This is a genomic window from Streptomyces sp. V4I23, assembly GCF_030817975.1.
Lineage (GTDB): Bacteria > Actinomycetota > Actinomycetes > Streptomycetales > Streptomycetaceae > Streptomyces.
Window position 1 is genome coordinate 6,465,605 of record NZ_JAUSZW010000004.1, and the last position, 20,385, is coordinate 6,485,989.

The window sequence follows — 20,385 nt, forward strand, 5'->3', positions numbered from 1 at the left end:
CATCCGGCGACGTCGACCGAACGGCGAGAGGCAGAGCAGACGATGCAGTGTCCCAAGTGCCATGCAGCGATGCACACGTACAACCGCAACGGGGTCCAGATCGAGCAGTGCAGCGGCTGCCGCGGGATATTCCTCGACTACGGCGAGCTGGAGTCCCTGACCCGGCTGGAGTCCCAGTGGGTGCAGCAGGCGCCGCCCCCGCCGCCGGCCCCGCAGGCGTACCCGGCCGCTCCCGCCCCGGCCGCGCCGGCCTGGGGAGCCCCGCACCACGGCGGTCACCACGGTGGGCACTACCGTCAGCGCAGCTTCGGCCGGATGCTCTTCTCGTCCTGAACGGCTCCGTGATGCGGGTCCCTCCGCACGGCTGACCACGGCCCTCACCGCCGGCCCGGGCGCCCCCGAAGCGTCCGGGCCGGCGGCCGGACGGGGATCCACGCACGGAACAGCCGGCGGACGACGCGCCCCGCACACGACGAAGCCCCGGCCGTCGAGACGGCCGGGGCTTTTGAGGGTGCGCGATACTGGGATTGAACCAGTGACCTCTTCCGTGTCAGGGAAGCGCTCTCCCGCTGAGCTAATCGCGCAGGTCACCGCACTGCTGCGGCGTACTGCGAGGTGCTGCGTGCGCGATACTGGGATTGAACCAGTGACCTCTTCCGTGTCAGGGAAGCGCTCTCCCGCTGAGCTAATCGCGCGGGGATCCTTGCGGACCAGTGGACGATACTGGGATTGAACCAGTGACCTCTTCCGTGTCAGGGAAGCGCTCTCCCGCTGAGCTAATCGTCCATGGAGGTGGAGACGGGATTTGAACCCGTGTAGACGGCTTTGCAGGCCGTTGCCTCGCCTCTCGGCCACTCCACCCGGAGTGCGGGGGGTCGGGAAGATCCCCCATTCTCGAGCGGACGACGAGATTCGAACTCGCGACCCTCACCTTGGCAAGGTGATGCTCTACCAACTGAGCCACGTCCGCCTGTCGTTTCCGTTTCGCTTACGCGTCCCGGCGACGTGTTGAACTCTAGCGGATTCCTGGGCCAGTACAAAAACGCGTTTGTGCAGCGTGCTGAGGTGTGTACGCGTCGCGGCAGCTCATCGGCGGCTCGGCGGCGGCCGACCGGCCGCTCTTCCCCGCCCCATCCCCGCCGGTCATAGACTCACAGACGTGCACGCCCTCGCTCCTCTGGCCCGCTTCGGCCCCCTCGTCGCCACCGACCTCCGGGACGTCACCAGCGACCCCTCTGTTCTGGACTCCTCCGGGTTCTGGGCCGTCGCCGCGGACTTCGAGGGGCGGCTGACCTGCGCCCGCTTCGGCGACGTCCGTACGGAACCGGTGCCCGAGCCCGTGCCCGGACGGTGGCGGGGCCCGGCCGCCGGGGACTGGACCTCGTCGCTGGACCGCGCCTCCTACACCGCCGGCGTACGGCGCATCCGCGAGCACATCGCGGCCGGCGACGTGTACCAGGCGAACCTGTGCCGGGTGCTGTCCGCGCCGCTGCCCGACCCGGACGGCGCCGACGTCGACGAGCTCACCGCGCTGCTGGCCCGCGGCAACCCCGCCCCGTACGCGGGGACGATCCGTCTCCCCGCGCACGGAGTCGAGATCGCCACCGCGTCGCCCGAGCTGTATCTGCGCCGCGCCGGCCGCACCGTCGAGTCGGGACCGATCAAGGGCACCGGCCGGACCGCCGAGGACCTGCTCGAGAAGGACCACGCCGAGAACGTGATGATCGTGGACCTCGTCCGCAACGATCTCGGCCGCGTCTGCGCCACCGGAAGCGTGAGCGTGCCCGCACTGTGCGCGGTCGAGCCGCACCCGGGACTGGTCCACCTCGTCTCCACCGTGCGCGGCGAGCTCGCCCCGGAGGCCGGCTGGAGCGAGCTGCTGGCGGCCACGTTCCCGCCCGGCTCGGTCACCGGCGCCCCCAAGTCCAGCGCGCTGAAGATCATCGAGGCGCTGGAGACCTCTCCCCGCGGCCCGTACTGCGGAGGCATCGGCTGGGTCGACGCCGACCGCGGCACCGGCGAGCTCGCCGTCGGCATACGCACGTTCTGGATCGACCGCCGGGCCCCGGACGGTCCCGCGCTGCGCTTCGGCACCGGCGCCGGGATCACCTGGGGCTCCGACCCCGAGCGCGAGTGGGACGAGACCGAACTGAAGGCGTCCCGGCTGCTCGCGGTAGCGTCGGGTGCGTACGAGGCAAGCGGAAGGACAGCTGGATGAAGCTCTGGGTCAACGGCGAGCTCAAGGACGCCGAGGACGCGCGGGTGTCGGTCCTCGACCACGGCATGACCGTGGGCGACGGCATCTTCGAGACCGTGAAGGCGGTCCACGGGCAGCCCTTCGCCCTCACCCGCCATCTGGAACGGCTCACGCGCTCGGCCCGTGGCCTCGGCCTGCCCGAGCCCGACCACGACGAGGTGCGCCGCGCCTGTGCCGTCGTCCTCGACGCCAACCCGATGCCGCTCGGGCGCCTGCGCATCACCTACACCGGAGGGCTCTCACCGCTCGGCTCCGACCGCGGCGACGCCGGTCCGACCCTGGTCGTCGCCCTCGGCGAGAGCGGCCGCAGGCCCGACACCACCGCCGTGATCACCGTCCCGTGGACGCGCAACGAGCGCGGCGCGCTGACCGGCCTGAAGACCACCTCGTACGCCGAGAACGTCGTCGCCCTGGCGCGGGCGCACCAGCAGGGCGCCTCCGAGGCGCTGTTCGCCAACACCGTCGGGCAGCTCTGCGAGGGCACCGGCTCGAACGTCTTCGTCGTCCTCGACGGCGAACTGCACACCCCGCCGGTCTCCTCCGGCTGCCTCGCGGGCATCACCCGCGCCCTGACCGTGGAGTGGACGGGAGCCAAGGAGACGGACCTGCCGCTCGACGTGCTCGGCCGGGCCGAGGAGGTCTTCCTGACCTCCACCCTCCGCGACGTGCAGGCCGTCGTCCGCATCGACGGCCGCGAGATCGGGCAGACCCCCGGCCCCGTGACGACGAAGGCGATGCGCGTCTTCGAGGAGCGGGCGGCCGCCGACCCGGACCCCAAGTCCCTGTAGGAGCAGGCCCGTCGGAAAACGTGGTGTCGGACGGCCGCGGGGCAGGTAGAAAGTCCCCGATGACCACAACCCTGCGGCCCACCGGGCCGATACAGCGCGATGAGTCCGGCGCCGCCTCGCGGGCGTACGACGTCTGTGTGAACGGCCGGCCGGTCGGCTCCGTCCTCCTCGCGACGGACGCCGGGGCCGGCCCCTCGGTCGGCTACGTACGCTCCCTGACCGTCGACGACGCGGACCGCAGGCGCGGCCGCGGCACCGTCGCCGCGCTCGCCGCCGAGGAGGTGCTGCGGGGCTGGGGCTGCACCGAGGCCCGCACCTCCGTCCCGGCCGACGGCACCGCCGCCCTGCGCATGGTCTCCGCCCTCGGCTACACCGAGCGCGGCCGCACCATGCTCAAGGAGCTGCCGGACGGTCCGCCCCCGCTGCCCGGCGCGGTCGAGGGGCGGCCCATGGACGAGGCCGAGTTCGACGGGTGGCGCTCCAAGGCGGTCGCGCACTACGCCGAGGAGTGGATCGCCAGGGGAGTGCCGCGCGAGGAGGCCCTCACCCGCTCGGAGAACCTCCACCGCACCCTCCTGCCGGAAAGTCTCGCGACGCCGGGCGCCGAGCTGTACTGCCTGGTCGCGGAGGGCACCGTGGTGGGACACGTCTGGGTCGCGACGCGGCACGAGGTGCGCCCGGGGGAGCAGGGAGCCTATGTCTTCGACGTCGAGGTGGCCGAGGAGCACCGCGGCAGGGGCTACGGCCGCGCCCTGATGCTGCTCGCCGAGCGCATCGCACGCGCCGCCGGCAACACGCTGATCGGTCTGCACGTCTTCGCGGGCAACACCCCGGCGCAGCGCCTCTACCAGTCCCTCGGCTACCGGGCCACGCACCACAACTTCGTCAAGCGGCTCCTCTGACCGCGGGGGCTACGGGGTGTCCGTCCGTTCCCTAAGCAGCCGCTCGGCGATCTCCTCGATCCGGGCGCGCAGCCCCTCCTGGCTCTTTCCGCCGTCGAGGCGCTCGCCGCCGATGACGTACGTCGGCGTGCCCGTCACCCCGATCGCCTTGCCCTCGGCCTGGTCCGCGTCGACGATCAGGATGTGCCGGCCGTCGATCAGGGCGGTGTCGAACTCCTCGGCGTCCAGGCCGAGTTCGCGCGCCACCTCCAGCAGCACGGGCTCGCCCCGCGCCGCCAGGTCATCGGTGCGCTCCAGAACGGCCTCCGCGTACGGCCAGCCCTTCCCCTGCTCGGCCGCCTCCTCCGCGGCCTGCGCGGCGGAGAACGCGTGCTTGTGCTTGTCGAGGGGGAAGTGCCGCAGCCGCAGTTCCAGCCGGTCGCCGAACCGCGCGCGCAGGGCCCGCAGGTCCTCCAGGGCGGTATGGCAGTCGGGGCACTGGAGCTCGCACCAGACGTCGAGGACGACGGGGCGGGCGGTGGTGGAGTCGCTCATGGGGCCAGTCTTCCAGCCGGTCCCCGGCGCACCCAACCGGGACCGCAGGAGGAGACCGCCCCCGAGATCACCCTGAGGTCGCCGCCGGGCATGGCCCGCGGTGAGGGGGACGGTGCAGGATGGAAGGGACGTAACACCTCGTGCCCGCCGATGCCTGGAGGACCGGATGCTTGCCGAGACCATGTGTTCTGCGGTGTCCGCGGCGGGCCTGGGCATCGCCGCGATCACGGCCTACCGCAGGCGTTTCCTCGCCGCGACCCGGATCGCCGCGTACTCCCTGGTTCCCGTCGGCCTGGTGCTGACCGGGGCCGTCCAGTGGCTCGTGGACACGGCCTTCAGCCCGTCGGCCTGGCTCGGCTTCGGCCTGCTCGGCGGCGCCTGGCTGCTGTTCATGACCACCCGTGCCGTCGAACGGCGCTCCGGAGGCAGTCGCCGGGAGCGCAAGGCAGCCGCCGCGGCGCAGCAGCGCTCCGCCGACGAGTCCGGCGCGTCCAGGCCCGCCCTCGGCGGTGCGCGTCCGTCCACGGCGCCGAAGGCGACCGCGGCCGACGACTTCAGCGACATCGAGGCGATCCTGAAGAAGCACGGCATCTAGGGCTCGTGGGCCCGGACCGGGCGCGGGCGCCGGGTCCTGCCGCGCGGCTGCACGGGATGTGATGAACTGCCCCGCCCTCGGGGTGTGTTGGTCGATCACGCCGTGGCGCGCTGCGTCATGATCGGCCCCGAGATGCTCGATACCTCCCGGGGCCAGGCCCCCGCACCGACCCCAGAGCCGCGCGGCTGCTTGTTCGCGCTCTCCCAGCCGCCCCTCATGATCTTCCTCGGCGTGATCGGCGTGCTGCTGCTGATGGGCGCGGTGCATGACCTGTTCCTGCTGTGACCCGTCCGTGCCCTCGGCGGCCGGAGACGTCCGGGGTGCGGAAGGAGCGGGCCGCGCGCCCGTCAGCCGGCGGCTTCCTTGCGGCGGGCCCGGTAGGCCGCGACATGCAGCCGGTTCCCGCACGTGCGGCTGTCGCAGTAACGCCGTGACCGGTTGCGCGAGAGGTCGACGAAGGCACGCCCGCAGTCCGGCGCCTCGCAGCGCCGCAGCCGCTCCTGCTCGCCCGCGACCACGATGAACGCCAGCGCCATCCCGCAGTCCGCCGCGAGATGGTCCGCCACCGAGGCGCCCGGCGCGAAGTAGTGCACGTGCCAGTCGTAGCCGTCGTGGTCGGTGAGCTGCGGCGTCGTGCCGGCAGCCGCGACGAGCTGGTTGATCAGTTCTGCCGCGGTACGGCTGTCCCGCGCCGCGAAGACCTCCGCGAAGCGGTCCCGCACGGCCTGCATCGCGGCGAGGTCCTTCTGCCCCAGGTCACCCACGTCGCTGACGTGGTGGCTCCGTACGAACTCGTCGAGCGCCGCGACGTCCGCGAGTCCGTCCTCCTGGTCGCCTTCCGGTGCGGTGTTCACCAGATCGACGACGGTGTCGAGGGCGATACGGGTGTCGTGGGGGATCAGCACGATTCGCTCCCTGGCCGGCCGCGGGCCGGTGCCCGCCGAATTGCGCCGACTCTAGCGGTTCGTGCCGGGATCGCAGCAGCGCCGTCGTCACGGTGGATTCCGTGACGACGGCGCCGGTGCCGGCTGTATGGGAATTCTCCGCGCGGCGCCGTCTCCCCGAGATGGACGGCGCCGGGCGGCTTTTCGCCTGGCTCAGCTTTCGGCCAGGATGTGCGAGAGCTCCGTGTCGAGGTCGAAATGCCGATGCTCGGTGCCCGGTGGCACCGCGGCGTCCGTCCGCTTGAGAAACGACTCCAGGGCCCGCGCCGGGGCCTCCAGGAGGGCTTCGCCCTCTGGGGAGCTGAGGGCGATGCAGACGACGCCCTGGCCGTGGCTGCGGGACGGCCAGACTCGTACGTCGCCCGTGCCGGTGGGGCGGTGCAGCCCCTCTGCGAGGAGGTCGCGGGCGAAGACCCACTCGACCGTCTCTTCGGCTCCGGTGTGGAAGGTGGCGTGCACGGCGTAGGGATCGGCCGTGTCATACCGCAGGCCCGCGGGTACAGGCAGTGAGGACTCGCTCGATACAACGAGGCGCAGGTGCAGCTCGCAGCTGACCGTGGTGTTCATAAGCGCCAGGGCCTTTCGCTCAGTGTGCGCTCGGGGATTCGCACGTCGGCGAAATCGACATGCCACCTACGGTGCCGTTGTAAACCCCTCTGACCGTTTTGTGATCCCTCGGGTCGCTCGTACGGGCGTGCATTACTTTGTGTTATACGGCCAATCCGGTGATGGTGTTCGATCGGGTAAGTTGGGCGTTATGAACGCGCAGAGTGACGAGCGGGACGAGGCGGTCGCGGCCGCGGCCTCCGCCCCCGCGACGGGGGACGTGACGACGGGCGCGGCGCAGCCGGCCCAGGAGGCGGCGAGGGACGACGAGCGGGAGCTCGGCTCGCGGGCGCCGCACTTCATCAAGCGGTCGAGAACGCTGCACATCAGCTGGCAGGTCGGCGTCTTCGTCGTCGGCCTCGCGGTCGTCGGCGCGGGCGTGGCGATGCTCGTGCTGCCGGGCCCCGGCTGGGTCGTGATCTTCGGCGGCATGGCGATCTGGGCCACCGAGTTCGTCTGGGCCCAGCTGGTGCTGCGCTGGACCAAGCGCAAGGTCACCGAGGCCGCCCAGCGCGCGCTCGACCCCAAGGTCCGGCGGCGGAACATCATCCTCACGACGGTCGGCCTGGTGATCATCGCCGTGCTCGTCGGCATCTACCTCTGGAAGTTCGGCATCGTGATGCCGTGGAAGATCGACGAGTGACCCCGCAGTGGTCCTGGGGACCCGCTGACATGGGGTAATGTTTGCGGTGCGCCCGGGCGATTAGCTCAGTGGGAGAGCGCTTCGTTCACACCGAAGAGGTCACTGGTTCGAACCCAGTATCGCCCACCCGGACCGAAGGCCCCGGAGACACCAGTCTCCGGGGCCTTCGGCGTTCAGCGCATCCGGCCCAGGCTCTCCCGGAGCCTGCGCGCGTCCCGCAGCCGCTGCTCGTACGTGGCGCCGACCGCGAGCAGCAGCAGACCCGCCACCGCCGGGGGCAGCCAGCGGGGGAGCGCGTCGACGACCTGGACCACGTACGGGGCGAGCTCGTGGAGGGCGTCCAGCGCGAGCACCGCGCCGCCCAGCACCAGCAGCGCCTGCAGCCGCAGCCGCGCGCCCGCGAGGGTGACGGCGAGCGCGGCCACGCCCAGCAGCAGCGGCCGCAGCCAGTGCTCGTCGCCCCAGGCCGCGAACAGGCTCGGCACCAAGGTCGCCGCGAGACCGGGACCGTACGACGTCCACGACGACGCCTGCGGGTCCCGCCGGCGGCGCAGCGCGCCGATCACGAGCGCGGGGACCGTGACGGGCAGCGTGTACGCCTCGGGCGAGGCCACCTCGGAGGCGAACAGACGCACCCACGTGGCGAGCACGAACAGCACCGCGGCGACGTACCCGGCGGCCGGGCGGCGCTCGGCCCGCACCGCTGTGCCCGCGGCGATCACGCCGCACAGGGCCAGCACCAGGGCCAGGGTGGGGACGTGTCCAGTGGCGAGCAGTACGGCGACCAGGCCGGCGCCGGCCGCGGTGGCCTCCACCGGCAGGGCCACGGAGTGGCGGCCGAGGCGTGCACCGGCGAGGGCGGCCGCCGCGGGGACGAGCAGCAGCACGAGGGCCGCGCGGTGCGGCGGCAGCCCGGCGGCGGCCGCGCAGGCCCCGGCGAGGCCGGTCGCGAACACGGTCGCCGCGCAGGCGGCCACCTGCTGCCCCGGGCCGCGCGGCCGGAACGCCGCGGCCACGAGCGCCGCCGGCAGCACCCCCAGCACGACGAACGTCGCCGGACGCGTCGCCAGGGACAGCAGCGCCACGCTCACCGAGCCGGCCAGGCCGCAGGCCAGGGCGGTGTGCGCGAGCGGGGCGGTCCGTACGGCGCCGAGGGCGAAGAGCGCCACGGCGAGGACCAGCTGCCAGCCGACCGCGATGCCGTACGGCACGTCGAGGACCACGGGCAGGACCAGCAGCGCGGCCCAGAAGAGGGCCAGGGAGCCGCAGGCCGCGGCGGGACGGAGCAGGGTGCCCAGCGCGCTGCCGCGGCCGGCGGCGGCCGACGGAGGGGCACCGGCCGTTGCGTGGTCCGTGGCGGCCTGCGACGCGCTGTCGTCGGCCGGAAGGCGGCGCGCCACCAGCGCCGCCGTCGCCGCGAGGACCGCGAGGACCAGCGGGGCAGCCGGGAGAACGGAGAGCGGCACGTCCAGGGACAGCGCCTCCCGCGTGCCCGCCGGTGCCGTCGACCAGATCTCCGTGATCCGCGTGGCCGGGCCCGCGAGCGATATGAGCACCGCAGGCAGCGCCGTCACCGCGGCCGCCGCCTGCACGGCGCCCGCCGACCGCGCGAGACCCTGCCGCACACGGTCGGGCAGGGACGTGCGGACGACCGCGAGGAGCGCCGTCGCGCACAGGAGGTAGCCCACTACCGCCCACCCCTGCGGGACCGCCGTACGGATCAGCCCGCCGACGGCCGCGACCGCCGCCAGACCGGCGACCACCGACGCGCCCGGCGCGGCGGCCGGCGAACGCCACGCCGCGAACAGCGCCACCGCCGAGGCCGCGAGCAGCAGGACCGCCGGACCGGCCGCCTCCCCGGGCGAGCCGGCGGCCACGGAGAGCCACAGGCCGGTCAGCATCGCCAGACCGCCCGTGACCGAGGCGGTCACCCACGCGAACCCGCGCACCACCGCCGGCCGCCCCCACAGCGCCACCGCGACGTCCGCCGCCGCGGTCAGCAGCAGCGCCCACTCCATCGGGGGCGCGGCCGGACCACCGGCCAGCGCCCACAGCGGCAGCGGCAACTGCGCCGTCACCAGCGCCGTCGGCAGCGGGGCGCGCAGCCGCGGCAGGGCCAGGCCGTACGCGGACCAGAGCCCTGCCAGCACCGCCGACACCCCGGCCGCGTACGCCAGTCCGTCGGTGCCCGCCAGGGCGACCCGGTGCACCGCGTACGCGTCCAGCACCATCAGCACCAGCCCCAGAACACCCACCGACTCGGCCGTCGAGACGAGACCACGGCGCAGCAGGACCGCCGGCGTGCCCAGGGCCGCCAGCGTGACCGCGCCGAGCACCGCCGCGCGGCCGCCGATGCCCATGTGGCCCCAGCTGACCAGCGTGAACGCGATCGCCGCGACGGCCAGCAGGATGCCCCCGAGCGTCAGCAGCACGTTCTGCACGCTCGGCGGGGACGCCTCGGCGTGCGGCCGCGGACCGGCCGGCCAGGAACCCGACGGCGGGAAGGGCGGCGGCGCGGACGCGGTGACCGGCGGCCGCAGGGCGGCCAGCAGCCAGCTGCGCCGGGCCAGCAACTGCGTCCGGCGGGCGTCCAGTTGACGCAGCTCGCGGTCGAGGATCGCCAGTTCCTCGGCGGGTGTCGGAACGTTCTCCATGGCCGGAAGTGTGGCGCCCGCCACAAGGCCCGGACATGGGCGCGGATACTCAGATCCGCCGTGAGTACGCCCGGGGCGGTCGCAGCGGGCCAGACTGGGGCCATGGACTGGTGCCGCTACCGCTTCCGCAGCGTCTGGGACCTGCCCGCCGCCCCGGAGGCCGTCTACCGCGTCCTGGAGCGGGCCGAGGAGTACCCGCGGTGGTGGCCGCAGGTGCGCGCCGTCGACCTCACGGGCGAGGAGTCCGGCACCGTCCGCTTCCGCTCCTTCCTCCCGTACGACCTCCGGGTCACCGCGCACGCCGGCCGCCGGGACCCGGCGGCCGGCGTGCTGGAGATCGCGCTGGACGGAGACCTGGCGGGCTGGTCGCGCTGGACCGTGACGGAGCACGGCGCCGGGACGCGGGCCCTGTTCGAGCAGGAGGTCGAGGTGCACAAGCCGCTGATGAGGCGCCTCGCCGTGCCCTGCCGCCCGGTCTTCAGGGCCAACCACGCGCTGATGATGCGCGGTGGACGGCGCGGTCTGGCCGCCTACCTCGAAGCGGTTTGAAGGAAGGCGGCGACGCCCTGTATGGTTCAGTGCGTTCCCGGGCGATTAGCTCAGTGGGAGAGCGCTTCGTTCACACCGAAGAGGTCACTGGTTCGAACCCAGTATCGCCCACCGGGAGAGGCCGGTCCGTCAGCAGGCGGACCGGCCTCACGCGTTCGTGCCGCCGGCCGTCACGCCGCCGCGGGCAGGTCCGGGCGCAGCGGCCACGCCGGATCGACCGGCTCCGGGACACCGCTGCGCGCGAACCACGCCTGCAGCCCCCGCGCCTGCGCCGCGTGCCACACCGCCTGCAACGTGTGCAGCTCCGCGGCGGACAACCGCTCCAGCCGCGACGCGAAACGCCGCCCCACCGCCCGTACGACCTCCATCGCCGCCAGCGCGTCGGCCGCGGCGTCGTGTGCCCCGTCCAGCGCCACGTCGTAGTGCGCGCACAGATCGGTGAGCGTCCGCCGCCCCTTGCGATAGCGGTCCAGGTGCTTGTCCAGCACCCGCGGATCCAGCACGCACAGCGGTACGTTCTCCAGGTAGCGCGCCAGCGACGAGGCCCGGTGACGGCGCAACTCCCGGTCCAGGATGGTCAGATCGAAGGGTGCGTTCATCACCACCAGCGGGCGCGACGCCGCGCACTGGTCCGCCAGCGACCTCGCTATCTCCTCCATCACCGGCGCCGGCCAGCGGCCGTTGCGCTGGAGGTGATCGTCCGTCAGGCCGTGCACCTCGGTGGCGGCCGGCGGCACCGGGATGCCCGGATTCACCAACCACCGTGTGATGCGCGGCCGTCCGCCGGGCGTGTCCTGGACGACCACCGCGGCCGACACGATCCGGTCCGCCTCGACGTCCACTCCGGTTGTCTCCGTGTCAAATGCGGCCAGCGGGCCGTCGAACCAGTGCGTCATCCCAGAACTCCTCGCACGTGCCTGGCAGATGGGCGAAGGGCCCTGCCCGAATCGGTGATACCCGGGCTGTTTGCGCCGTACGCCGCGCGGTGACAACACAGGTGACGGGGAAGGAAATTGCCATGGCGCTCGCCCAGCCCGAATCGGGAGGGCTGTCCCCCGCAAGCGGGAGGTGCCCCCAGCCCCAGCGGACCGTTCCGTTGCGCGGAGCACTCGCCACCACCGCCTGCATGGAGACGCTCCAGGTGGGCTATCTGCACGCGGTCGCCGCCGCGGCCGGCTGCTCACTGTCCCAGCCGTTCCCGGACAACGGCATCGACTGGCACGTCAGCCACAGCTCGGCCCGGCACACGGTCGACGACGAAGTGACCATCAAGGTGCAGCTCAAGTGCACCTACCAGATCCCGCCCCACCCACCGGGACCCGCGTTCTCCTTCACCCTCGACAACGACCATCTGGTGAAGCTCGCCCGCACACCGGTCTCGGTGCACAAGATCCTGGTCGTCATGCTCGTCCCCCGCACCCAGGACGAGTGGCTGCGCGCCAGCCACGACCGGCTCGACCTCAGGCACTGCTGCTACTGGACCAATCTGGCAGGCCACCCGGTGACGGGCAGGCGCCGGACCACTGTGCGGATCCCGACCACGCGGATCTTCGACGACCGCGCGCTCTGCGAGATCATGGCGCGCGTCGGGGCGGGAGGAAGACCTTGACGCACCGGCCCTTCGACGAGCACCTCCACCGATTCCCCCAGCCCGGCAGCCGCCCCCACCCCACGGCCCACCCGCCCGGCCCCTGGGGCGCCACCGCGGAGCCGGACCCGGCCCAGATCGACCCGGCCGTCCTCGGCGCCCTCCTCGACCGCCACGGCTGGCGGCGCCGCGGCGGGGCCGCCGGGCGCTACACGCGCTGGACCCCGCCCGGCCCCGTCGCCGGCGGCACCAGCCTGCTCGTACCCGAGAGCCGCGCCTTCCCCGACTGCGAGGACCTCATCGGCGAAGCGCTCACCGCACTCGCCCGCAGCGCCGCCCCCTCGGCCCGCGACGTCCTCGTCGGGCTCACCGTTCCCAGCGACGAGATCCGCTGGTTGCGTGACATCCCCCAGGGACCGTCCGGCACCGTCTCGTGGACCGCGCAGGAACAGCTGCGCTCGGCCGCCCGCCAGATGCTGCTGGCCGGCGCCCTCGCCGCACGGGGCCGCGCCGGCTACTACGGCGCCCGTCACCGCAGGCAGGCGCAGGCACTGCTCGAAGGCGTCCTCGTGGGCCCGGCGCCCGGCGGCCGTTCTCTCACCGCTTTCGTCCCCGTGCAGACCGGCCGCGCGGTCGCCGTCCGGCTCGCCCACGCGCTCCAGGCCACCCGCGAGGCCATCGACTACCGGCGGGCCGCGGGCGGCATGGAGGCGTTCGACACCGCCGTGCAGGCAGGCGTCAGCCGCGAGCTGACCGAGGCCGTGATCGCGCTCGTGCGCGGCTCGGAGGGAGCGCGCATCACGCTCGACTGGTCCCCGGCCGCCGGAGTGCCCCAAGGCTGCGCCGCCCGCATGGAGCCGGTGGAGTTCTCGGCGGGGGACCTGCCCGCCCTGCGCGAGGCGGGTGCCCGCTACCTCCAGGAGGAGCCGTCCGTCCCCGTGCGGATCACCGGCACTGTCGTCCGCATGCGCCGCTCGGGACCACGGGGCCCGGGCACCGTACGGCTGCGGGTGCTGGCCGGGGCCGAGGTGCCGCATGTGCGGGTGGCGCTGGACGAGGACTCCTACCGCACGGCCGGCCATGCCCATCTGGTCGGAATGCCGATCCGGTTGATCGGCCGGCTGGAGAGCCGGGGCGGATTCCGGCGGCTGACCGACGCCTCCGGCGTGACCCCCGTGCCGGTCGACGAGGCGGAGCGGGACCGGCTGATGAAGTCGCTCCAGGAGAACCTGGACTTCTTCGGGGAAGCGGGGGACGAGGAGGACTGACGCCCGCCCCCGCAACCGTTTCGCGAGTGGTCGCTCCGGCTCGGTACGATTCCTGGTGCGCGTGCTGTGCCAGGCCGTGCATCCGCCTTCAGTCAGGAGAGACCGGTGTCAGACGTCCGTGTGATCATCCAACGCGATTCCGAGCGGGAAGAGCGCGTGGTGACGACGGGCACTACGGCCGCCGACCTCTTCGCCGGCGAGCGCACGGTCGTCGCCGCCCGCGTGGCCGGAGAGCTGAAGGACCTCGCGTACGAGATCAAGGACGGCGAGGAGGTCGAGCCCGTCGAGATCTCCTCCGAGGACGGCCTCAACATCCTGCGCCACTCCACCGCGCACGTCATGGCCCAGGCCGTGCAGGAGCTCTTCCCCGAGGCCAAGCTCGGCATCGGCCCGCCGGTCAAGGACGGCTTCTACTACGACTTCGACGTCGAGAAGCCGTTCACGCCCGAGGATCTCAAGGCCATCGAGAAGAAGATGCAGGAGATCCAGAAGCGCGGCCAGCGCTTCTCGCGCCGCGTGGTCACCGACGACGCCGCCCGCGAGGAGCTCGCCGACGAGCCGTACAAGCTGGAGCTGATCGGCCTCAAGGGCTCCGCCTCGCACGACGACGGCGCCGACGTGGAGGTGGGCGCCGGCGAGCTCACGATCTACGACAACCTGGACGCCAAGACGGGCGACCTGTGCTGGAAGGACCTCTGCCGGGGCCCCCACCTGCCCACCACGCGCAACATCCCGGCCTTCAAGCTGATGCGCAACGCCGCCGCCTACTGGCGCGGCAGCGAGAAGAACCCGATGCTCCAGCGCATCTACGGCACCGCCTGGCCGTCCAAGGACGAGCTGAAGGCGTACCTGGACTTCCTCGCCGAGGCCGAGAAGCGCGACCACCGCAAGCTCGGCAACGAGCTGGACCTCTTCTCCATCCCGGACCAGATCGGCTCCGGCCTCGCGGTCTTCCACCCCAAGGGCGGCATCATCCGCCGGGTCATGGAGGACTACTCGCGCAAGCGGCACGAGGAGGAGGGGTACGAGTTCGTCTACACCCCGCACGCCACCAAGGGGAAGCTCTTCGAGACGTCGGGCCACCTCGACTGGTACGCCGAGGGCATGTACCCGCCCATGCAGCTCGACGAGGGCGTGGACTACTACCTCAAGCCCATGAACTGCCCGATGCACAACCTGATCTTCGACGCGCGCGGCCGGTCCTACCGTGAACTGCCGCTGCGCCTCTTCGAGTTCGGGACCGTGTACCGCTACGAGAAGTCCGGCGTCGTGCACGGTCTGACCCGTGCCCGCGGCTTCACCCAGGACGACGCGCACATCTACTGCACCAAGGAGCAGATGGCGGACGAGCTCGACTCGACGCTCACCTTCGTGCTCAACCTGCTCCGCGACTACGGTCTGACCGACTTCTACCTGGAGCTGTCCACCAAGGACCCGGAGAAGTTCGTCGGCAGCGACGAGGTCTGGGAGGAGGCCACCGAGACGCTGCGGCAGGTGGCCGAGAAGCAGGGTCTGCCGCTGGTCCCGGACCCGGGCGGCGCCGCCTTCTACGGCCCGAAGATCTCCGTCCAGGCCAAGGACGCGATCGGCCGGACCTGGCAGATGTCGACCGTCCAGCTCGACTTCAACCTGCCGGAGCGCTTCGACCTCGAGTACACCGGCCCCGACGGGACCAAGCAGCGCCCGGTCATGATCCACCGTGCCCTGTTCGGCTCGATCGAGCGGTTCTTCGCGGTGCTGCTCGAGCACTACGCGGGCGCGATGCCGCCGTGGCTGGCGCCCGTCCAGGCCGTCGGCATCCCGATCGGTGACGCGCACGTCGAGTACCTGCAGCAGTTCGCGGCGGACGCGAAGAAGAAGGGGCTGCGGGTCGAGGTCGACGCGTCCTCGGACCGGATGCAGAAGAAGATCCGCAACCAGCAGAAGCAGAAGGTCCCGTTCATGATCATCGTCGGTGACGAGGACATGAACGCGGGCACCGTCTCCTTCCGCTACCGCGACGGCTCGCAGGAGAACGGAATTCCGCGCGAGGAGGCCCTGGCCAAGCTCGTCGACGTGGTGGAACGACGGGTCCAGGTCTGACCCGAGCAGGCACGCGAGGGGCGGTCCCGGAAGGGGCCGCCCCTCGCCGCATGCCGCCCTCAGCGGCGAATATGCTGGCACGCATGACGACTGAGCCGGAGCAGCAGATCGGAGTCGGGACGCCTGACTCGTTCCAGCGCCTGTGGACGCCTCACCGCATGGCGTACATCCAGGGCGAGAACAAGCCGACCGGCCCCGGGGCCGACGACGGCTGCCCGTTCTGCTCGATCCCGTCGAAGTCCGACGAGGACGGTCTGATCATCGCCCGCGGCGAGACGGTCTACGCCGTGCTCAACCTCTACCCCTACAACGGCGGCCACCTGATGGTCGTCCCGTACCGCCACGTCGCCGACTACACCGAGCTGGACGACGCCGAGACCGTCGAGCTCGCACGGCTGACCAAGGAGGCCATGACCGCCCTGCGGGCGGCCTCCGGCGCCCACGGGTTCAACATCGGCCTCAACCAGGGCAGCGCCGCCGGGGCCGGGATCGCCGCCCACCTGCACCAGCACATCGTGCCCCGGTGGGGCGGCGACACCAACTTCATGCCCGTCATCGGCTCGACCAAGGTGCTGCCGCAGCTCCTCGCCGACACCCGCCGGATGCTCGCCGCCGCCTGGCCCCTCTGAGCCGCACGGGAGCCGTCCGCACCGGAGCCGCCCGCGCCGGAGCCGTCCGCACCGGAGCCGCCCCCGCGCCGGAGCCGTCCGCCTCACGCGTCGTACAGGTCCGCGTTCCGCGGAGTCGGGTCCTGGACGAACCCGCTGACGACCATGGAGCGGTTGTCGAACTTCTCCGTGCTGACGCCGTTGTCGGCCAGGACCTTCATCGCGGCGGCGTGAGCCACGCGCAGCACCGGAGTGGCGGCGCGCATCGCGTCGTCCGCCATGAACCGGTGCCGCCAGGGCTTCTCGGCCCAGGCGTGACGCAGTCCGAACGGCTCCGGCAGCACCAGCTTGCCGCCGAGGAAGTCGAGCAGCGGCGGGAACCAGGTGAAGGGCGCCCGCACCGCCAGGCGTACGACCTCGGGCGCGTCCACCAGCGGCAGCACGCGGTCGACGGTCTCCCAGAACTTGACGGTCTTGCTGACGGTGACGGTCTTGGGCTCGGGCTTGGTCGTGAACAGGGAGTGGACCGGGCCGAGCGCGTGCCCGGTGACCTCCACGCGCAGGGTCTCGTGGAGCACGGTGACCGTGATCATCATGGTGATGACCAACTGGCCGTCCCACAGCGTGAACTGCACGCCCAGGTAGTGGCGGTTGCCGCCGCCGAACTGCTGGTGGTTGCAGATGCGCTGTATCTCGTGGCCCCTGACCTGGAAGGTCTCCACGTCCTGGCCCTCGGGCCTGGCGACCGCCGCGGCGTTCTCGCCGACCGGGGAGACGATCCAGTGCCGGACGGACGGGGTCGGGAAGCCGCCGGAGTTCAGCGGGCCGCGTTCCAGCAGCTTCAGCTTGTCGTGGATGGCCCTTATGACGTCCCAGCTGCGGAACTGGTTGATCTCCTTGCCCGGTTCGCTGGGGACGAGCTCCTCGGCCATCTGCCAGCTGCCCCAGCGGGTGCCCATGCCCAGTATTCCCTTGGGGCCCGCGTAGAAGACGACGTTGGAGTGCTGCTCGGCGGTGAGCTTCTGCAGACCCTGGCGCAGCTGCTCACGGGCGGTCTCGTCGGGATTTCCCGGCACGGCCTCGGGGACCTTCGCGCCGATGCCGCCGCCTCCGGAGAGGAGGCTGTCCCATCGCGCGCGCATGTCCTTCGCGGTCGACTCGCAGATCCTCTTCGCGAGCATCCAGCCGACGACCGGGGCGACGATCATGCCCCGGATGTAGTAGCCCCAGAACCCTGTGAACGGCAGCCGCAGCAGCAGGACCACGGCCATGATGCCGAGGCCCACGAGCAGGAGGGTGCCAACGGCTCCGGCGCCCTTGTTCGCCGCGCCGGCGAGGGTGCGGCGCAGCTGGAACACGCCCATCCACAGCAGGAGTCCGGGCAGGAAGAGCAGTCCGCACAGCGCCATGACGGCGGTGAGCCTGGCGTCCCGCTCCTTGCGGATGCGGGTGGCGGCCAGGCAGTGCTCCACGACGGTCTGGGGCTCGGTGCCGAAGGACTGGATCAGCGCCTTGCGGGCGCCGCCGAGCATCCGTACCTGGACCGCCCGGGAGAAGGCCTCACCGAGGTTCGGCTCGAAGAGGGAGAACTTGCCCGGCGTCACCTCGGACTTGTGCCACTCGCTGTTGGCCTTGAGGATCTCGGCGACCGGGCCGTCGCGGTACGCCGCCGAGGCGAGCGCATGAGTCGCCGCGGTCTGCCCGGCCGACCCCATGAGCGGGACCTGAGCCCCGGGTGTGAAATCGAATCCGTCTGTCACTACCGCCCCCATCGCCGCACGCGTCCGCACTGCGGCCTGTTCCCAACTGCCGCGCCCCGCACACCTGATGAGCTGGACACCTCAGCGTATCGGGGGCCGGGCGGTCGCGGCAGTGGACATCGGGACGGCCGTCCGCCGGCGATGTGCGCCGGCGGACGGCCAGCGGCTAGGAGGCCTTCGCCTTCGCCTCCTCGCGCATCCGGTCCGCCACCTGCTGCGGCATCGGCTCGTGCCGTGCGTAGGTCCGGCTGAACCGGCCCGTGCCGTGCGAGATGGAGCGCAGGTCGACCGCGTAGCGCCCGATCTCGATCTCCGGCACCTCGGAGCGCACCAGCGTGCGCCCGCCGCCCGCCTGTTCGGTGCCGATGACCCGGCCGCGGCGGCCGGACAGGTCGCTCATGACCGGCCCCACGTACTCGTCCGGGACGAGCACCTGCACCTCGGCCACGGGCTCCAGCAGGTTGATCCGCGCCTCGGCCGCGGCCTCGCGCAGTGCGAGGGCGCCCGCGGTCTGGAAGGCCGCGTCGGAGGAGTCCACCGAGTGCGCCTTGCCGTCCCGCAGGGTGACCCGTACGTCGACGAGCGGATAGCCCGCGGCGACACCGCGCGCGGCCTGGGCGCGTACGCCCTTCTCCACGGACGGGATGAACTGGCGCGGCACCGCTCCACCGACGACCTTGTCGACGAACTCGACGCCGGAGCCGGCCGGCAGGGGTTCGACGTCGATCTCGCAGATCGCGTACTGCCCGTGGCCGCCGGACTGCTTCACATGGCGGCCGCGACCCGCGGAGCCGGCGGCGAAGGTCTCGCGGAGCTGGACCTTGTGGGGCACGACGTCGACCTGGACGCCGTAGCGGTTGCGGAGCCGTTCGAGGGCGACGTCGGCGTGTGCCTCGCCCATGCACCACAGCACCACCTGGTGGGTGTCCTGGTTCTGTTCGAGCCGCATCGTCGGATCCTCGGCGGCGAGGCGGGTCAGGCCCTGCGACAGCTTGTCCTCGTCCGCCTTGCTGTGCGCCTGGATGGCGAGCGGCAGCAGCGGATCGGGCATCGTCCAGGGCGCCATCAGCAGCGGGTCGTCCTTGGCCGAGAGGGTGTCCCCGGTCTCGGCGCGGGACAGCTTCGCGACGCAGGCCAGGTCACCGGCGATGGCGTGGGGGAGCGGGCGCTGCTGTTTGCCGAAGGGCGCGGACAGGGCGCCGACGCGCTCGTCGACGTCGTGGTCCTCGTGTCCCCGGTCGGCCAGCCCGTGACCGGAGACGTGCACCGTCTCGTCGGGCCGCAGCGTCCCGGAGAAGACGCGCACCAGGGAGACACGGCCGACGTAGGGGTCCGAGGCGGTCTTGACCACCTCGGCGACGAGCGGTCCGGCCGGGTCGCAGGTGATCGCGGGCCGCGGGGTCCCGTCGGGGGTCGTGACGTCGGGCGGCGTCGTCTCGAGCGGGGTCGGGAAGCCGCCGGTGATCAGCTCCAGCAGCTCGACCGTGCCGAGGCCCTGCCGGGCGCCGTCGGCCGCGGGGGCGGCGGCGAGGACCGGATGGAAGGTGCCGCGCGCCACGGCCTTCTCCAGGTCGTCGACGAGGGTCTTGAGGTCGATCTCCTCACCGCCGAGGTAGCGGTCCATGAGGGTCTCGTCCTCGCTCTCCGCGATGATGCCCTCGATGAGCCGGTTGCGGGCCTCCTCGATCAGCGGGGTCTGCGCGGGGTCGGGCGGGGACTCCTTCCGTTCGCCGGACGAGTAGTCGAAGATCTTCTGCGTCAGCAGTCCGACGAGGCCGGTGACCGGTGCGTGACCGTCCGCCTGCTGGGGGCCGTACTGCGGCAGATGGAGCGGCAGGACCGCATCGGGGTCGTCGCCGCCGAAGATCTGCCCGCAGACGGCGGTGAGCTCCTCGAAGCCGGTGCGCGCGGTCTCCAGATGCGTCACGACGATGGCGCGCGGCATGCCCACCGCCGCGCACTCCTCCCACACCGCGCGGCACGCGCCCGCCACGGCGTCGGCCTCCTGCGCGGCCGAGACGACGAAGAGGGCCGCGTCCGCTGCTCGCAGACCGGCCCTCAGCTCCCCGACGAAGTCCGCGTATCCGGGAGTGTCGAGAAGATTGATCTTGTACCCGCCCCATTCGACGGGCACGAGGGACAGCTGTACGGAACGTTGCTGACGGTGCTCGATCTCGTCGTAGTCCGAGACCGTGGCGCCGTCCTCGACCCGGCCGGCCCGGTTGACCGCTCCCGCGGTCAGCGCCAGCGCCTCGACCAGCGTCGTCTTGCCCGACCCGCTGTGGCCGACCAGCACCACATTCCGTACGGATGCGGGGTGGTCGGCCGTTACTGCTCTGCCGGCGGCTCCGGGGTGTGCATGCGCTTTGTCGCCCATGATCTTGCCTCCCGATCGATTGCACGGCGAGGAGGGAAAGCCGCGGGCGCGGCAAGCCGGGACGATGTCCCGAATCGTCGTCCGGGGCAGCTCCGGCGATGCCCGCGGTGGTCTTTCGAGCTTTCCACTGTCGTCATGGTGCGTCCATACGTCGGACGCCGCAGCACCTGTCCGGGTCCGGCCCGTGGGCCGTCACCGTCCTGGCTACGATGGGCCAGCCGGTGGCCGTA

General features: G+C 72.2%; 19 protein-coding genes and 7 tRNA genes. 14 read left to right on the forward strand and 12 right to left on the reverse strand.

Annotated elements, in window-relative coordinates; all coding sequences use genetic code 11:
- Positions 1-42 precede the first annotated feature (42 nt).
- Positions 43-333, forward strand: coding sequence for a zf-TFIIB domain-containing protein (locus QFZ82_RS31695; protein WP_177153633.1), 291 nt, complete (start codon positions 43-45; stop codon positions 331-333).
- A 179-nt stretch (positions 334-512) separates the two neighbouring features.
- Here QFZ82_RS31695 and QFZ82_RS31700 read toward each other — a convergent pair.
- From QFZ82_RS31700 to QFZ82_RS31720, 5 genes are all read right to left on the reverse strand, one after another.
- A tRNA-Val gene (locus tag QFZ82_RS31700) sits at positions 513-584 on the reverse strand.
- A gap of 39 nt (positions 585-623) precedes the next feature.
- Positions 624-695: transfer RNA gene (locus QFZ82_RS31705), tRNA-Val, on the reverse strand.
- Positions 696-714: 19 nt separating this feature from the next.
- Positions 715-786 (reverse strand) — tRNA-Val (locus tag QFZ82_RS31710).
- Position 787: 1 nt separating this feature from the next.
- Positions 788-861, reverse strand: a tRNA-Cys gene (locus QFZ82_RS31715).
- 36 nt (positions 862-897) lie between these two features.
- A tRNA-Gly gene (locus QFZ82_RS31720) sits at positions 898-970 on the reverse strand.
- Between the two features lie 189 nt (positions 971-1,159).
- Between QFZ82_RS31720 and QFZ82_RS31725 the strand changes: the two genes are divergently transcribed.
- The 3 genes from QFZ82_RS31725 to QFZ82_RS31735 are packed head-to-tail and all read left to right on the forward strand — an operon-like array spanning position 1,160 to position 3,947.
- A complete protein-coding gene (locus QFZ82_RS31725; RefSeq protein ID WP_307716400.1) occupies positions 1,160-2,218 on the forward strand; it encodes a chorismate-binding protein in 1,059 nt (352 codons plus the stop codon).
- Positions 2,215-3,045 (forward strand): aminotransferase class IV, encoded by an 831-nt coding sequence (locus QFZ82_RS31730; protein WP_307716401.1) that lies wholly within the window; start codon positions 2,215-2,217, stop codon positions 3,043-3,045. The genes QFZ82_RS31725 and QFZ82_RS31730 overlap by 4 nt, the downstream gene beginning before the upstream one ends.
- Before the next feature lie 59 nt (positions 3,046-3,104).
- Complete coding sequence (locus QFZ82_RS31735) at positions 3,105-3,947, forward strand: GNAT family N-acetyltransferase (RefSeq protein ID WP_307716402.1); 843 nt, start codon at positions 3,105-3,107, stop codon at positions 3,945-3,947.
- A gap of 9 nt (positions 3,948-3,956) precedes the next feature.
- On the opposite strand, the gene QFZ82_RS31740 is transcribed toward QFZ82_RS31735, so the two are convergent.
- Entirely contained in the window at positions 3,957-4,481 is a 525-nt protein-coding gene (locus QFZ82_RS31740; protein WP_307716403.1) for a DsbA family protein, read from the reverse strand.
- Positions 4,482-4,647: 166 nt separating this feature from the next.
- On the opposite strand from QFZ82_RS31740, the gene QFZ82_RS31745 reads away from it, so the two are divergent.
- Positions 4,648-5,076, forward strand: coding sequence for a hypothetical protein (locus QFZ82_RS31745; protein WP_307716404.1), 429 nt, complete (start codon positions 4,648-4,650; stop codon positions 5,074-5,076).
- A gap of 84 nt (positions 5,077-5,160) precedes the next feature.
- A complete protein-coding gene (locus tag QFZ82_RS31750) occupies positions 5,161-5,361 on the forward strand; it encodes a hypothetical protein (RefSeq protein ID WP_177153624.1) in 201 nt (66 codons plus the stop codon).
- A gap of 62 nt (positions 5,362-5,423) precedes the next feature.
- Here QFZ82_RS31750 and QFZ82_RS31755 read toward each other — a convergent pair whose 3' ends face one another.
- Both QFZ82_RS31755 and QFZ82_RS31760 read right to left on the reverse strand, forming a co-directional pair.
- Positions 5,424-5,981, reverse strand: coding sequence for a CGNR zinc finger domain-containing protein (locus QFZ82_RS31755; protein ID WP_307716405.1), 558 nt, complete (start codon positions 5,979-5,981; stop codon positions 5,424-5,426).
- A 192-nt stretch (positions 5,982-6,173) separates the two neighbouring features.
- Complete coding sequence (locus QFZ82_RS31760; protein ID WP_003959770.1) at positions 6,174-6,587, reverse strand: SsgA family sporulation/cell division regulator; 414 nt, start codon at positions 6,585-6,587, stop codon at positions 6,174-6,176.
- 190 nt (positions 6,588-6,777) lie between these two features.
- Here QFZ82_RS31760 and QFZ82_RS31765 point away from each other — a divergent pair, with 190 nt between their 5' ends.
- A complete protein-coding gene (locus QFZ82_RS31765; protein ID WP_307716406.1) occupies positions 6,778-7,269 on the forward strand; it encodes a TIGR02611 family protein in 492 nt (163 codons plus the stop codon).
- A 54-nt stretch (positions 7,270-7,323) separates the two neighbouring features.
- Positions 7,324-7,395: transfer RNA gene (locus tag QFZ82_RS31770), tRNA-Val, on the forward strand.
- 47 nt (positions 7,396-7,442) lie between these two features.
- On the opposite strand, the gene QFZ82_RS31775 is transcribed toward QFZ82_RS31770, so the two are convergent.
- Positions 7,443-9,923 (reverse strand): SCO7613 C-terminal domain-containing membrane protein, encoded by a 2,481-nt coding sequence (locus QFZ82_RS31775; protein ID WP_307716407.1) that lies wholly within the window; start codon positions 9,921-9,923, stop codon positions 7,443-7,445.
- 102 nt (positions 9,924-10,025) lie between these two features.
- Between QFZ82_RS31775 and QFZ82_RS31780 the strand changes: the two genes are divergently transcribed.
- The gene (locus tag QFZ82_RS31780; RefSeq protein WP_307716408.1) at positions 10,026-10,472 is read left to right on the forward strand and encodes an SRPBCC family protein; all 447 of its coding nucleotides are present in this window, start codon (positions 10,026-10,028) and stop codon (positions 10,470-10,472) included.
- Positions 10,473-10,511: 39 nt separating this feature from the next.
- Positions 10,512-10,583 (forward strand) — tRNA-Val (locus QFZ82_RS31785).
- Positions 10,584-10,642: 59 nt separating this feature from the next.
- Here QFZ82_RS31785 and QFZ82_RS31790 read toward each other — a convergent pair.
- Positions 10,643-11,368 (reverse strand): 3'-5' exonuclease, encoded by a 726-nt coding sequence (locus tag QFZ82_RS31790; protein WP_307716409.1) that lies wholly within the window; start codon positions 11,366-11,368, stop codon positions 10,643-10,645.
- Between the two features lie 122 nt (positions 11,369-11,490).
- On the opposite strand from QFZ82_RS31790, the gene QFZ82_RS31795 reads away from it, so the two are divergent.
- The 4 genes from QFZ82_RS31795 to QFZ82_RS31810 all read left to right on the forward strand — a co-directional run bounded on the left by QFZ82_RS31795 (position 11,491) and on the right by QFZ82_RS31810 (position 16,039).
- Positions 11,491-12,081, forward strand: coding sequence for a DUF4365 domain-containing protein (locus tag QFZ82_RS31795; RefSeq protein WP_307716410.1), 591 nt, complete (start codon positions 11,491-11,493; stop codon positions 12,079-12,081).
- On the forward strand, positions 12,078-13,328 hold the full coding sequence (locus QFZ82_RS31800; protein WP_307716411.1) for a hypothetical protein: 1,251 nt from the start codon (positions 12,078-12,080) through the stop codon (positions 13,326-13,328). The genes QFZ82_RS31795 and QFZ82_RS31800 overlap by 4 nt, the downstream gene beginning before the upstream one ends.
- Before the next feature lie 105 nt (positions 13,329-13,433).
- Positions 13,434-15,410 carry a threonine--tRNA ligase gene (gene thrS, locus QFZ82_RS31805; protein ID WP_307716412.1) on the forward strand — a complete coding sequence of 659 codons (1,977 nt, stop codon included), beginning with the start codon at positions 13,434-13,436 and terminating at the stop codon, positions 15,408-15,410.
- A 71-nt stretch (positions 15,411-15,481) separates the two neighbouring features.
- Entirely contained in the window at positions 15,482-16,039 is a 558-nt protein-coding gene (locus QFZ82_RS31810; protein WP_307716413.1) for an HIT domain-containing protein, read from the forward strand.
- An 83-nt stretch (positions 16,040-16,122) separates the two neighbouring features.
- Here QFZ82_RS31810 and QFZ82_RS31815 read toward each other — a convergent pair whose 3' ends face one another.
- Both QFZ82_RS31815 and QFZ82_RS31820 read right to left on the reverse strand, forming a co-directional pair.
- Entirely contained in the window at positions 16,123-17,790 is a 1,668-nt protein-coding gene (locus tag QFZ82_RS31815; RefSeq protein WP_307716414.1) for a hypothetical protein, read from the reverse strand.
- Positions 17,791-17,944: 154 nt separating this feature from the next.
- The gene (locus QFZ82_RS31820; RefSeq protein WP_307716415.1) at positions 17,945-20,155 is read right to left on the reverse strand and encodes an elongation factor G-like protein EF-G2; all 2,211 of its coding nucleotides are present in this window, start codon (positions 20,153-20,155) and stop codon (positions 17,945-17,947) included.
- Positions 20,156-20,385 lie beyond the last annotated feature (230 nt).

What these genes read in the sequence shown, in the direction of transcription:
- QFZ82_RS31695 (WP_177153633.1), top strand. Translation starts at nt 43, where the DNA reads ATGCAGTGTCCCAAGTGCCATGCAGCGATGCACACGTACAACCGCAAC.
- QFZ82_RS31730 (WP_307716401.1), top strand. Translation starts at nt 2,215, where the DNA reads ATGAAGCTCTGGGTCAACGGCGAGCTCAAGGACGCCGAGGACGCGCGG.
- QFZ82_RS31735 (WP_307716402.1), top strand. Translation starts at nt 3,105, where the DNA reads ATGACCACAACCCTGCGGCCCACCGGGCCGATACAGCGCGATGAGTCC.
- QFZ82_RS31740 (WP_307716403.1), bottom strand. Translation starts at nt 4,481, where the DNA reads ATGAGCGACTCCACCACCGCCCGCCCCGTCGTCCTCGACGTCTGGTGC.
- QFZ82_RS31745 (WP_307716404.1), top strand. Translation starts at nt 4,648, where the DNA reads ATGCTTGCCGAGACCATGTGTTCTGCGGTGTCCGCGGCGGGCCTGGGC.
- QFZ82_RS31760 (WP_003959770.1), bottom strand. Translation starts at nt 6,587, where the DNA reads ATGAACACCACGGTCAGCTGCGAGCTGCACCTGCGCCTCGTTGTATCG.
- QFZ82_RS31765 (WP_307716406.1), top strand. Translation starts at nt 6,778, where the DNA reads ATGAACGCGCAGAGTGACGAGCGGGACGAGGCGGTCGCGGCCGCGGCC.
- QFZ82_RS31775 (WP_307716407.1), bottom strand. Translation starts at nt 9,923, where the DNA reads ATGGAGAACGTTCCGACACCCGCCGAGGAACTGGCGATCCTCGACCGC.
- QFZ82_RS31780 (WP_307716408.1), top strand. Translation starts at nt 10,026, where the DNA reads ATGGACTGGTGCCGCTACCGCTTCCGCAGCGTCTGGGACCTGCCCGCC.
- QFZ82_RS31790 (WP_307716409.1), bottom strand. Translation starts at nt 11,368, where the DNA reads ATGACGCACTGGTTCGACGGCCCGCTGGCCGCATTTGACACGGAGACA.
- QFZ82_RS31795 (WP_307716410.1), top strand. Translation starts at nt 11,491, where the DNA reads ATGGCGCTCGCCCAGCCCGAATCGGGAGGGCTGTCCCCCGCAAGCGGG.
- QFZ82_RS31810 (WP_307716413.1), top strand. Translation starts at nt 15,482, where the DNA reads ATGCTGGCACGCATGACGACTGAGCCGGAGCAGCAGATCGGAGTCGGG.
- QFZ82_RS31815 (WP_307716414.1), bottom strand. Translation starts at nt 17,790, where the DNA reads ATGGGGGCGGTAGTGACAGACGGATTCGATTTCACACCCGGGGCTCAG.
- QFZ82_RS31820 (WP_307716415.1), bottom strand. Translation starts at nt 20,155, where the DNA reads ATGGGCGACAAAGCGCATGCACACCCCGGAGCCGCCGGCAGAGCAGTA.